The 12,040-nt window shown below is 39.9% G+C and carries 11 protein-coding genes and 1 pseudogene; 4 read left to right on the forward strand and 8 right to left on the reverse strand.

The window, feature by feature from the left end; translation table 11 throughout:
• Positions 1–25 precede the first annotated feature (25 nt).
• On the forward strand, positions 26–1,567 hold the full coding sequence (locus tag GSQ19_RS29945; protein ID WP_041457042.1) for an NAD(P)/FAD-dependent oxidoreductase: 1,542 nt from the start codon (positions 26–28) through the stop codon (positions 1,565–1,567).
• A gap of 103 nt (positions 1,568–1,670) precedes the next feature.
• Here the strand turns inward: GSQ19_RS29945 and GSQ19_RS02390 are convergent, their stop codons facing one another.
• Positions 1,671–2,021 carry a Rieske (2Fe-2S) protein gene (locus GSQ19_RS02390; RefSeq protein ID WP_011321191.1) on the reverse strand — a complete coding sequence of 117 codons (351 nt, stop codon included), beginning with the start codon at positions 2,019–2,021 and terminating at the stop codon, positions 1,671–1,673.
• 496 nt (positions 2,022–2,517) lie between these two features.
• Between GSQ19_RS02390 and GSQ19_RS02395 the strand changes: the two genes are divergently transcribed.
• Positions 2,518–3,318 carry an exosortase-dependent surface protein XDP2 gene (locus tag GSQ19_RS02395; RefSeq protein ID WP_011321192.1) on the forward strand — a complete coding sequence of 267 codons (801 nt, stop codon included), beginning with the start codon at positions 2,518–2,520 and terminating at the stop codon, positions 3,316–3,318.
• Positions 3,319–3,572: 254 nt separating this feature from the next.
• On the opposite strand, the gene GSQ19_RS02400 is transcribed toward GSQ19_RS02395, so the two are convergent.
• On the reverse strand, positions 3,573–5,087 hold the full coding sequence (locus tag GSQ19_RS02400; protein WP_011321193.1) for a hypothetical protein: 1,515 nt from the start codon (positions 5,085–5,087) through the stop codon (positions 3,573–3,575).
• A 320-nt stretch (positions 5,088–5,407) separates the two neighbouring features.
• On the opposite strand from GSQ19_RS02400, the gene GSQ19_RS02405 reads away from it, so the two are divergent.
• Positions 5,408–6,811, forward strand: a complete 1,404-nt coding sequence (locus GSQ19_RS02405; protein WP_011321194.1) for an amidase — start codon at positions 5,408–5,410, stop codon at positions 6,809–6,811.
• Positions 6,812–6,964: 153 nt separating this feature from the next.
• On the opposite strand, the gene GSQ19_RS02410 is transcribed toward GSQ19_RS02405, so the two are convergent.
• The 6 genes and pseudogenes from GSQ19_RS02410 to GSQ19_RS02430 form a co-directional block, all read right to left on the reverse strand.
• Positions 6,965–7,261, reverse strand: a complete 297-nt coding sequence (locus GSQ19_RS02410) for a hypothetical protein (protein ID WP_011321195.1) — start codon at positions 7,259–7,261, stop codon at positions 6,965–6,967.
• Positions 7,262–7,806: 545 nt separating this feature from the next.
• Positions 7,807–8,646, reverse strand: coding sequence for a lysophospholipid acyltransferase family protein (locus tag GSQ19_RS02415; protein WP_104009985.1), 840 nt, complete (start codon positions 8,644–8,646; stop codon positions 7,807–7,809).
• A 131-nt stretch (positions 8,647–8,777) separates the two neighbouring features.
• Positions 8,778–8,906 (reverse strand): annotated as a pseudogene (locus GSQ19_RS29655) (IS5/IS1182 family transposase); the annotation flags it as partial.
• A 38-nt stretch (positions 8,907–8,944) separates the two neighbouring features.
• Positions 8,945–9,730 carry an SMI1/KNR4 family protein gene (locus tag GSQ19_RS02420; RefSeq protein WP_011321197.1) on the reverse strand — a complete coding sequence of 262 codons (786 nt, stop codon included), beginning with the start codon at positions 9,728–9,730 and terminating at the stop codon, positions 8,945–8,947.
• A 313-nt stretch (positions 9,731–10,043) separates the two neighbouring features.
• Complete coding sequence (locus GSQ19_RS02425) at positions 10,044–10,703, reverse strand: (2Fe-2S) ferredoxin domain-containing protein (protein WP_011321198.1); 660 nt, start codon at positions 10,701–10,703, stop codon at positions 10,044–10,046.
• Positions 10,704–10,769: 66 nt separating this feature from the next.
• Entirely contained in the window at positions 10,770–11,027 is a 258-nt protein-coding gene (locus GSQ19_RS02430) for an Asr1405/Asl0597 family protein (RefSeq protein ID WP_011321199.1), read from the reverse strand.
• A 317-nt stretch (positions 11,028–11,344) separates the two neighbouring features.
• Here GSQ19_RS02430 and GSQ19_RS02435 point away from each other — a divergent pair, with 317 nt between their 5' ends.
• Positions 11,345–12,040: an S-layer homology domain-containing protein gene (locus tag GSQ19_RS02435; RefSeq protein WP_011321200.1), complete on the forward strand. Its 696-nt coding sequence runs from the start codon at positions 11,345–11,347 to the stop codon at positions 12,038–12,040.

Raw genomic sequence — 12,040 nt, forward strand, 5'->3', positions numbered from 1 at the left:
AGAAACTCTGCTGGAACTCAAACTCATGTCCCTAACTGAAGAAATTCTCTCCCAACTACCAGGAGACGTTCTAGGAAATTTACGCCGTGCTGATGATGTCCTCAAATCTATTCGAGAAAACACTGCACCAACACCCTCAGTAGTTAAAGAAAGCCCAGCCACCTTAGAGACTGTAAACTGGGATGTAATTATTTGTGGTGGTACATTAGGCATTTTAATTGGTTGTGCCTTAGCTGTACGGGGATTGCGGGTGGCGCTACTTGAGAGAGGTACTTTGCAGGGACGGGAACAAGAGTGGAATATCTCCCGTAAAGAGTTAGAAGTCTTTGTGGAGTTGAATCTGCTGACACCAGAGGAGTTAAAGAAAGCGATCGCCACTGAATATAATCCAGCCAGAGTCCAATTTAAAGATGGTGCAGAAGTTTGGGTAAAGGATGTCTTAAATATTGGCGTAGATCCAGTTTATTTACTAGCTACCTTAAAACAGAGATTTTTAGATGCTGGTGGTCAGTTATTTGAACATACACCTTTTAGTGAAGTCGTCATTCATCCAGATGGGGTAATGGTCAATCAGCAATTTACAGCCAAGTTATTGATAGATGCAATGGGACACCTTTCTCCCATTAGCAAACAAGCACGCCAAGGCAAAAAACCAGATGCACTTTGTCTGGTGGTGGGTAGTTGCGCTCAAGGTTTTAGTGAAAATTCTGCCGGTGATTTAATTTTATCTTTTACATCTTTGCAAAACCAATGTCAGTATTTTTGGGAAGCCTTTCCTGCTAGAGATGGTAGAACAACATATTTATTCACCTACATGGATGCTCATCCCCAACGCTTGAGCTTAGAAGACTTGTTTGGAGAATACTTGGGTCTCTTACCAGAATACCAAGGTGTAGAATTACAGCAGTTGAAATTTCAAAGAGCCTTGTTTGGGTTTTTTCCGAGCGATCGCCAAAGTCCATTAAAAACACCCTGGAACCGCATCCTACCAGTAGGAGACAGTAGCGGTAATCAATCACCCCTAAGTTTTGGCGGTTTTGGCGCAATGCTACGTCACCTGCAACGTTTAACATTGGGTACCCAGGAAGCCTTGCAAACTGAGCAATTATCAGCCACAGCACTAGCATTACTGCAACCATATCAACCAAGCCTCAGTGTTACTTGGTTATTTCAAAAAGCCATGAGCGTTGGTGTTAATCAAAATATTGCTCCAGAGCAAATTAACCAACTACTATCAACGGTGTTTCAAGAAATGGCACAACTCGGAACACCCGTATTAAAGCCCTTTTTACAAGATATAGTCCAATTTTCAGCACTGACACAAACACTAGCAAAGACTGGCCTATCTCATCCAGTATTAGTTGCTAAAATAATTCCCCAAGTAGGTTTAGTCAATCTATTAGATTGGCTAGTGCATTACACCAACTTAGGCATTTATACTGCGCTGTTTGCACTAAGTCCAACCCTAGAAATATGGATTAAGAATTTTCCACCTACGCAACAATACTATTGGCATCGTTTAATGGATGCTTGGAAATTCGGTTCTGGCGGTGATTATAACGCTTAAATCCCCACTCACAAGGGCGGGGATTTGGTAACGGGTAATGGGTAATAGGCCAATTACCTATGATTGATTCTTTGATAAAGTATAGTGCGCTACTTTACCAGACTTAAATACTTACCCAAATGCTGCCTTCTTCCACACGGGTAGGAAAGACAGATAGCCCCTTTTCTTTAGAAATCATACCCATGACTTTCCCAATACCGGGAGGAAAGGGAGTCCACTCAGTGGGATTACCACTAGTCAGATCAAAGGCGCTACGGTGAAAAGGACAGACAATCGCTCCATCATCTGTGATTTTGCCCTTTTGTAAAGGTAGCTTCAAGTGGGGGCAAGAATTTTCCACCGCAAAAACTTGGTTGTTATGGTTCAGTAGCAAGATGTTCCGTTGTTCAACCTTGACCACTTTACGCCCATTGGGTGGTAATTCATCTTGGCCAATAACTTTAATCCAGTTCATTGATACCTCTCTTATCGATCAGCCTGTTAAGTACATCATTTCACAAGTTTGTGACTGTATATAGTAATGGGGGGTAGATAAGAGCAACTGAGTTTAAGTCCTCAACGATTGACACGAGTATAACTTTCATTAAATCTTATCAATAAATTGAGTAAATTCAATAGTCTTTTATGTATTTTTCATGTATTAACATTTGCACATTCTTTATTTAAAGCAAGTAGGATAAAGAATACATAAATATTTCTCTGATACAATTAAGTTCCTTTATAAAACTCTTTTAATAAGAAGCTAAATTAAAGCTTATATCTTACAGCAACTTCAAATAACTTGTAGAGATAGAGAATAATTTACCCCATAGTTAATTGAAACATCATCAGATAAATCCTTAGTGAGATTCACACAAAAAATAAACTTACTTTCAGGATATTTACGGGTCACTGTCAGTATTTTCATGGAACATAATGGATGGCATAGCAAGTAAATCAAAGTAAAAACCATGAAAACTAAAAACTTATATATAACTGTCGGATTACTTGTCAGTACAATACTAACTACAGCTAATTCTGCTCAAGCAGCTATTTTCACCAGCAATGTCAGTCAGAACACTAATCCCAAGGCTAATATTTTCTTAAATTCCATTACTCAAAATGGCAAGACATTCAGCAATTTCTCGTATGTAAATAGTGCCAACATATTGTTCAATACTCCTAGAACTATCAAACCAGTTAATGAAGGCGGCGCTAGCACTGATAAAGGAGATAGTGCCAATGCTCCTCTGCCAACTAACGAAGAGCCAACTGGTGCCGAGATTGCTGCATATTTAGGTAACAATAACCTGAACAATATTATTGACACTGAAGACACAGGTTCCTTTGAGATTGATATCTTCTTCGAGCATAAAATAATCAAAGATAACTCAGGACTTGATAATATCTTCTATTGGGAACGTGGTCAGAATAGCTCCATCGGTATTCAGGCTATTGATCATCTGGGAAATACCATTGGTAATTTCATCACCATTACTAAAAATGATCTTACTTACGCAAACTTCGACATTAATACCAAAGAAATTGCTAGCGCTCAACCTGTCGGTTCTGTAGGTATCAGTCTCGACGCATTGGGAGTAACTAGCTTGAGTGGTTTAAAACTTACAGCACATGGTAGCTATCATGGCCCTGACTTCAAATTCATTGCCAGAAAAACAACATCAGAACCAACAACTGTTCTGGGTTTAGGTGCAGTAGCAACTCTGGCTTTCTTACGCCGTCGCCAATTCAAGTTTAATTCTGTTAAATAATCAAGATGAGGTATCTATAGCAAGACTGATAAAACAGTGAGCGGAGAAATTAGTTAAGCTAATACACATCTAAATTGCATAACTACTAATAAGGTCTGTTGACTGTCAACGGTCAACAGACCTATATCTTTACCCCCTTATACTCAGCTTCAACAGACAATCTGGGTGCGTCAGACCCAAGAATTTCGTATACATTAGAGGATTTTCCACATCTGACGCACCCTACTATTGTGCCAGTTGCGTAAATCATATATCTAATTTACAGACTGTAATCTGTTTTGAATGATGGCATTAATTGCTGCATAGTGTGTTTTATAGTTGGGAAGTGTAGCTTGAGCCTGTTGATAAGTAAAGCTATTTCGAGGGATAGCTTCCAATAATGTAATAGCCTGTAGCCATTTATCTTTTGATTGCTGCCAAGCTAATAATGAATTTGGCGAATTTTTTATAAAAAACGCAGCTTCTGTAGCTAACTTTTCGGCTGCTTCTAAGTTCATTAACGCTTGTTGTTCAGATGCTGCTCTTTTATTAATCGCATCATAATTACGTCTGTAACGAATCAGTCTATCGTGTGCCTTTATAGAAACAGATGTTCCTTCGGGAATCAAGTTTAAAAATTTTATTGCCTGCTGCCACTTACTTGCGGCTTTTTGCCAAACTGTCACAGGATGGGGCGGATTTTGAGCTATGGAAGAAGCTTCCATTCCCAGTTTTAAAGCAGATTTGAAGTTACTGGCAGCTTGTGTTTCTGGATCAACATTTTGGGTAGTGTGTTGAGGTTGATTGATTTTATCTTTGATAATTCCAATACCAAAGATTAAAATAACTAAACTTGATGTGATAAATAGAGTTGTATGTAATATTGGTGAGAAATTATTAGCTAGTTTTTCTGTACGGCGATTTATATACTTGTTATTAGTTAAACTTTTCTGTGCCTGCTCTTTTAATTGTTGGCATTCGGTTAAGAAAGCAGTGAGTCTATCCTGGAATTTTTCGCAATCATCGAGAATATCAGTCAATTCTTGAAACTTATTTTCACTAGATATAATTAATTCGTGCGTATCATCTAACCATTCTATAGCAAAGCCTGATTGACCACAAAATGATGATATTGCCAGTAGAATTGTTAATAATCCCTGACTATTTTTAATAGTGTTGACAACATAAAATAGTCTGTCTTGAGCTTTTAATACTTCCTCTTCAATGTTAATAATTTGCTGAATTTGCTTTTCTAGAATTTTAGGATTACTAAAAGCTAACTTGATATCTATACTCTTGCTTAAATGTTCAATATGAGTGCTTAAGCTGGGATGACTAATATCTGCATTGACTTTATTGACCAGATGAGAATCGCTTAAAATATCTGCGGCGATCGCTTGTAATAAATTCCCCCACTCTAACCAGTAATTTATTTTCGATTTTAAAGTATCTAAAGATATTTCTATGGCGGGATTGCCAAATTTTTCAGTAATTAGTCTTGTGTTACCAGTGATAGTTGGTTCTACCCGCAAAATACTAGGTAATAACAAACATCTTGCAGCACTCAGCTGAGGCGGGGTAGCAGTACCTTTATGGGTAGCAAGACTTAATGGTTGAGTAATTGCCTCCGCCAGTGCATAGCTAATCGCCTGTTGAATATTGTGCAGTTGCTCCTGAGCCTGATTAATCAGGACAACTTGTTGTATGATCTCCTGAGAATTACCTAAAGTAAGTCTTAGACCATAAACAATTTTTGGCAAATTATTAATAAGTATTTCCAAATCTGTCATAGCTATCCCTGGGGGATGGAACAAAAATTTATGTAAGACCGTGAAAATAACAATTGGGGATGAGGGACTGGGAACTGGGAAAAGGAATTTTTACTTCCTTGTTGTGTGAGTGATTACATGACTACTATGAAAGAGTTCTGAGTAAAAACCACTAGCCCAAGTACCTCTATTGTTTAAACTTTGAGAAAATGTCTAATAGCACTAGTGAAACTGCTTAATTGTTAAATCATAGGAACGATAGATTTATATTTCCCAGAAATTTTGCTAAAGTAACGAGTCCAGTTTTTGAGTTAAATATCGGGCATTTCTCTTCTGACTTTATGAATGAAACTGATTTAGCTTTTACCCCAGCACTAGAGTTGGCGCAATTGATTCGCCACCGGGAAGTATCGCCGTTAGAGTTGGTGGAAATATATTTACAAAGGATTGAGCTGTTAAACCCGGAATTGGGAAGTTACTTTACGGTGACGGCAGAATTGGCTAGTGCTGATGCTAAAGCCAAAACAGAATTACTCACAACAACCTCAGAACTGCCTCCATTTTTCGGCGTACCAATTTCCATCAAAGACCTTAACGCCGTGGCTGGTGTCCCTTGTACCTACGGCAACCCAGCTTTGTTAAACAACATCCCAGAATTCGATGACGGGGTAGTGACACGCATTAAACAAGCTGGATTCACAATTTTAGGTAAAACAGCTACATCCGAACTAGGTTCATTTCCCTACACAGAACCTACGGGATTTGTCCCAGCCAGAAATCCTTGGAACTTAGAATACACTCCTGGCGGTTCTAGTGGTGGGGCAGCTGCCGCAGTTGCAGCCGGTCTATGTGCGATCGCCCAAGGTTCCGATGGTGGTGGTTCGATTCGGGGGCCTGCGGCTTGTTGCGGCGTGGTAGGCATTAAACCAGCAAGGGGTAGAGTTAGTAAAGCGCCAGTAGGCGATCGCTTGGCGGGTATTTCCACTAATGGGCCAATTGCCCGTACTGTTGCCGACGCAGCCGCCCTATTAGATGCTATGTCTGGTTACGTGACGGGTGATCCTTATTGGCTACCAGATCCTGAACCGTCGTTTTTAACCGCCGCACAAACACCACCCACTCAGTTACGAATCGCATTTGCCACGGATATTCCTCCCTTGGGTGAAGCAGACGCTAATTGCCAACAGGGTGTGTTGACAACAGTTAAATTATTAGAACAACTCGGACATCATATAGAACAAAAGTCTTTAGACTTGAGTGGGTTAGTAGAACCGTTCCAAATCGTTTGGCAATCTGGTGTAGCTGGATCAGGTTTACCACCGGAAATATTACAGCCAGTTAATCGTTGGTTATTGGCCAGAACTGGTACTGTTGCTGATTACATCCAAGCCGTTTACAAAATGCAAATAGTAGCACGGCAAATTGTGGCATTTTTTGACAATATAGACGTATTAGTATTGCCAGTATACCTGCACTCACCTATCCGTGTTGGGGAATGGGCTGCTTTGAGTCCAGAAGATACATTCCAACAAATTATTAACTGGGTAGCCCCTTGTCCACTAGCCAATGCTACCGGACAACCGGCGATCGCTTTACCAGCAGGTTTTGACCGTAACGGTTTACCTATTAGCGTTCAGCTAATTGGCAGACCTGCGGCGGAAGCTACTTTAATCAGCCTGGCAGCACAAATAGAAGCTGCTAATCCTTGGAACAAAGATCGTCCAGCCTTTGCCGTCTTTAGCTAAATTAGCTAACACTACATCTGGCAGCAAGCCGAGGATTTATTGTGGCGAGACCGATTGTTCTCAATTCCAGACTATTAGCGTATCACCCAATAATATTTAAATCCCATATCTGAAGCTGATGTATTAATTACATAAGTCCCGAAAAATCAACAATCAAAACATTGGCTGATGTTCACTATCCCAACATTGATTATCACGCCAATAACGTCCAGTGTATTCGCATTCAGATTTACTATGTAACCAAGGTATGGCTGTAGACTCAAACTTACTACCACTGGCAGCAGATAAACAAGATATCAGGAAGGGATAAAGAGCTGTAGCTGTAGCGTATGTACAAAGTAGGATGGTTATGGTCAAACCTATGTATAACAAATTGCTCAAAGTTGGCAGTTTTTTATTCTGCTTAGTTTGACGAAAAATTTTTGGAGATTTTGAATTTATTGAAGTCATATCTAAATCCCTATGAATATTAGTTAGTTCATGGGATGCACCTTGTTGTAATTCAATCTTGTTCTGTAAATAAGACGATTACTAGGGAAATATTACTGGTTTTAGTTGTTAACTTAATTGATAGTCTCAATAATTAAGAAAAGATAAAAAAACCTATTAGGTTCAGTTTTTAGGCTGAGAGAAAAGTAAAGTTATCATATACTCTTTATGTATTTTTTTTAATCTACAATGATATTTAGGGCTTTATGGGAAAAACCTTTGAATTTGTATAAAAAAGAGTGTATCTAAAAATACATTTGGCACGTATCTTCCAGAAACGATTGTCTGATAAGGCATATCAGGCTTTTAATCTAGAAAAAAAAGTTTAAAAATACTCATATATCTCGTATAAAATAACGCTTACACAACAGGGAATGAGCCATACGCTAAGTGCAGTTCAACTAAGCACTTGACGAACGTCTGAGAGAGTATCTCTAATTTTGCATTTTGTAGGCTTACTCCCTGCGCCCTAACTCCTCTTCTTAATTTTTCGCAGCTTGTGATGGCTACTTCTGTTGTTTGATATTGCTCACTAAATTGTCTAACTCATATTGCGTTTTCGTATAGACTAATTCATAGCAACTATTTACATAATCACGATCCTTAGCTGCATCTTTTCCATAACGTTCAAAAATAATCGGACGACAGACACGAGTGTGAATCTGCACAGGTAGGGGAATATTTGGTAGGGGGCCTATAGACAAACCCCAAGGTAAACCCAAGTATATTGGGAAAACTCCTGGATCTACTTGATAAAACCACGGTAAGCCCCATTGATGGAATTGTTTGACTAAATCATAGCAATCACATAAAACAATCAATGTGTCGTGGGCACCTACTGATATGAGGGGAATGATGGGTACTTCTTTTTTCAAAGCTAGCTTGATAAAACCTTGGTGTCCGGCAAAATTAATTTTGTGGCGTTGGCTGTAAGGACGGAACATATCATATTGTCCTCCAGGGTAAACAAGAACGCTAGCACCCAGATCAAAAGCATTGCTGGCTATTTTTGGATGCGCCACAATAGCGCCGATTTTCTGTGCTAGGTGGGCTATTTGAGGACTTACTTTCCAAGCGTAAGGGTGCATCAGCCCATACACTAAACGCTTAGTCCCAAATCGAGAAAACCAATCATACATCATCATTATCAAGTCAGGGGAAGCCATTCCACCATTGTGAGAACCAACCAGCAGTACTTTGCCTTCTGGTGGGATATGATGCCATCCGTCAGTTGTGACTCGAAAGTAGTAACGATAAAACCATTCCCAAACTGGCATCAATAATTCAATAACCTCAGGATCTCGCTCTATTAATGATGAACCGGGGAGTGAGGTATATGTAGGCATTATTTGATTACTTATAAACATACTTGTAAATAACGTAAGTTCGACGAACTAAAAAACGGTAGGTAACTCTTACCGTGGCGATCATCTACTTTAATGTTTACAAGTATTAGAGCTGATTCGTAAAATAAATATTAAATAGCCAATCGCCTAACCATAAGACGAAGCAAGGAGCCATAAATCATAGCTTCACTTACCTCTGAATACACTTCATAATCTTTACTCAAGCGTCAAAATCGATTCAGCCATCCAAATGTTCCTCTAAGTATAGTTTCTGAGACACGTTGGGGGAAAGCTTCAGCTAAATTGCTATCAAGCCATCAAGCCATAACTCATACCAATCTAAAAACGTTGCTGATGATTCAAAAGTAGGTGGACCCCAATCACCTAGAAACCAACCAATTCGCCCTTTCAGCGATCCATTCAAGACCATAAACCCAAATGGTCCACATTCATCCTTAGAAACAGTAATTGTTCCAAATTGTGGTGACCAGAGTTCTTGCTCGTACTTCTGTTCCCAATGTTCGCCAGCGATCTCGACAAGCCATCGCTCCCATGCTTCATCGCTTTGGTACTCTTCGAGCAAAAGGCAAGGCTGACTTGGAGCTATGAGTGCTTTGTCTTCATCGCCGAAACACAGACCAACAGCCCAATCTTCTAGCCGCAGCATTTCCATCCCATGAACGTCCCCGCCTCCATTCCCAATTTGTTCAAGAAAACTTCGGTACTCTACTGGAAGAAAAGTGTTATACTTGGTCTCCCAAGCATCAATTTTATGCGAACTGAGTGGAGGATTGAATTTAAAGCTATAGTTCAATGGATCGGTTGAGGGGTAAAACTCTTGGTAAAGTTGATTTTGAACACTTTGAAGTTGTCTAGCTTTCTCAAGCTTTTCTTTGATGCGTTCAATCTGAATTGTAATGTTTGTACCTGGAGACCACTGCCAATTGTGCTTACACTTGGGACATGCCAGCCTTAATTCACCTCGATCAATTGGAGTACGTAGTTTTTGAGAGCAGTTTGGACATATAACTATAACCTTTTCTGTATGTGATAACTGTTGTTCACCGGATGATCCTATATTCATCAAGCTCTTACCTAAAATCGGAGAACCATAACGTACAGCAGTTTGGCAAGTTGCAACTTTCTGTTATACACCAAGTTTAGCGTGTCAGAAGTATAGGGAAGCGATCGCCAAGGCGCAAGTGAATTGCTTCGGTTCTTGTCAGATTTTGGTGACGATGAAAGCTTACGCACTTTAAGGCAGTCCCAACTGTCTAAGTAATAAGGGGTGGACAAAATGCCCCACCCCAAAAAATGAATCATTTAATTTTTGATAACGGCATATCAAGTCAACCATTAAAAGAACACAATACAAGAACTCTCGAAGCACCTGATGCTTAAAAAGCGGAAACTTTGGTAAAAGGTTCAAAGTTATTGGTGTTTGATATTACCACCTGATGGGAATGACTTGATTGCTGGCTGTCAGCAAAATGCTTATTCATCAGCTGAGGAACCTGGTCTGCTTGAATACGGGTGTAGCGAGTTTTATCTGGCATCACTAAGTTAGGCCCAGCTTTGCAGTTTTTCATGCAGCCAGTACCTTTAATGGTTACTTGGTCTTCTAAACCGCGATCGCTTAAAGTTGCTTCTAATGCTTGACAAAGTGCCTTCCCGCCCCGTTTCATGCAGTCGGACTTCTGACATACCAAAATCGTAGCTTTAGCTTTATCTGGTTTTGGCTTTGTGTTTTCCATTGCTGGGAGTTGCTTAACGGCTGGTGATGTCTCTGTTCTAGCCGCCATTACAGCTTCAGCTTTGAGAGTAACTTTGCCAGTTTTAGCATCATACTTTTTTTCACCAACTACTTGTAACAAAGTACCAGTAGGTAAACGCCAGTCAAAAGTAAATCTTAATTGCTTGGATAACTTAACGTAACATTCACCGTCAGCAGTTAGCAGTAATAAACCTTTAAGCTTATAGCCATCTTTAATAACAAATTCAATAAATCTGCCTTCAAGGCAAAACTCTGATACATCTTTACTGTGGCATACACCCATATTGTTCCACCTTTGTTTAACTAAAGCGAGTTTGAGTAATTAAGTGAGAAAGATTGCAGCCATCTATCAGGAATACGGATCACCGCTTTGCCAATTAATTTCAAGAGAGTAAATTAAATCTTGGCGAGAAGATGTGAACTGTCGCATCACACTCCAAAGCTGAACAACTGTCATAGGGGTGACAAGTTCAACCTTCAATGGCTGGTTAGCTTCACACCAACAAGGAATTTCTAATTCCTGTAAGCGCTGATATACCTGCCAACGATCTGCCCAATCTACTTCTACAACGGACTTTTCTTCTACTTCGGAACTGAACGGTTTCAAGCGACTAGCCCTCAAGGTGCAACTAACTTGCAGTAATCATCGAACTTTTACTCCCCAATATTGAGAATTTTTAGGAGTACAGTTTCTTCTATTAGCATATCGTAAGTGCAAACAATTCTCAGTTAGTTTAGCAAAAAATTCTCAACAATTTTTTTGATCCCCAAACTCAGGTTGATTCATCGATATCGAAGATGGGACACCTGAGTGAGTAAAAATGCGTCACCATAGTTAAGAGCAACCCCCTGAAGGGGAATTCAAAATTAGAGAATAGCTTACTCAGCACTCAGTATTAAGAACTGCATCGAAACAAATTAACGATGGTAAGAACTATGCGGCCTTTACTCAGTACCCTTTCATTAGTACTACTACTCCAGGGCTTCCCAGTAATTGTTCAAGCCCAAGGAACCGAAAATACTGGGAATGTGGCATCCACAGCAATTCAACAGGTAATTGCTGCCAATTTGATGACTAATTCCGCAGATGGGAACTTTTATCCAGAAAGGTTAATGAATCGTGCCGAACTAGCCTCGATTTTGGTAAAAGCATTCCGCCTCAATAAACAAGAAGCTGCTAACCAACCAAAATCAATCACAGTTGCAGATGTACCTCGTTCTCACTGGGCGTATCAAGATATTCAAACAGTTTTGAAGACAGATGTGATGAAAGGCTATCGGGGGAATTTGTTCTTTCCTAATCAACGGGTGACAAGGGCAGAAGCCTTAGCAATTTTTGCCCAAGCTTATGGAGTATTTCAATTTTCTGATGATGTTGTCAACGAAATACTCGCACCCTACCCAGATGCAAATTCTATACCAACTTGGGCGAGAAGAGCGATCGCCACAGTCATTACAGAAGGATTCATTAACACTGATGCTCAGAATAACATCACCCCATTAAGACCTATGACCCGTGGAGATATGGCTTACTTGCTGAGTAAATATTTGCAAAGACAGCAAAAGCAGCCAGACACGCCAGTAGTTCCCACGACTACAGATAGTCCACAACTGCCTTAA

The sequence above is a fragment of the Trichormus variabilis 0441 genome, assembly GCF_009856605.1.
In the GTDB taxonomy this organism is placed as follows: Bacteria; Cyanobacteriota; Cyanobacteriia; order Cyanobacteriales; family Nostocaceae; genus Trichormus; species Trichormus variabilis.

Bases quoted from the DNA above. Each gene is read 5' to 3' on its own strand.
- GSQ19_RS02410 (WP_011321195.1), bottom strand. From the start codon at position 7,261: ATGACTTCAATAAATTCAAAATCTCCAAAAATTTTTCGTCAAACTAAG.
- GSQ19_RS02405 (WP_011321194.1), top strand. From the start codon at position 5,408: ATGAATGAAACTGATTTAGCTTTTACCCCAGCACTAGAGTTGGCGCAA.
- GSQ19_RS29945 (WP_041457042.1), top strand. From the start codon at position 26: ATGTCCCTAACTGAAGAAATTCTCTCCCAACTACCAGGAGACGTTCTA.
- GSQ19_RS02395 (WP_011321192.1), top strand. From the start codon at position 2,518: ATGAAAACTAAAAACTTATATATAACTGTCGGATTACTTGTCAGTACA.
- GSQ19_RS02420 (WP_011321197.1), bottom strand. From the start codon at position 9,730: ATGAATATAGGATCATCCGGTGAACAACAGTTATCACATACAGAAAAG.
- GSQ19_RS02415 (WP_104009985.1), bottom strand. From the start codon at position 8,646: ATGCCTACATATACCTCACTCCCCGGTTCATCATTAATAGAGCGAGAT.
- GSQ19_RS02400 (WP_011321193.1), bottom strand. From the start codon at position 5,087: ATGACAGATTTGGAAATACTTATTAATAATTTGCCAAAAATTGTTTAT.
- GSQ19_RS02425 (WP_011321198.1), bottom strand. From the start codon at position 10,703: ATGGGTGTATGCCACAGTAAAGATGTATCAGAGTTTTGCCTTGAAGGC.
- GSQ19_RS02390 (WP_011321191.1), bottom strand. From the start codon at position 2,021: ATGAACTGGATTAAAGTTATTGGCCAAGATGAATTACCACCCAATGGG.
- GSQ19_RS02435 (WP_011321200.1), top strand. From the start codon at position 11,345: ATGGTAAGAACTATGCGGCCTTTACTCAGTACCCTTTCATTAGTACTA.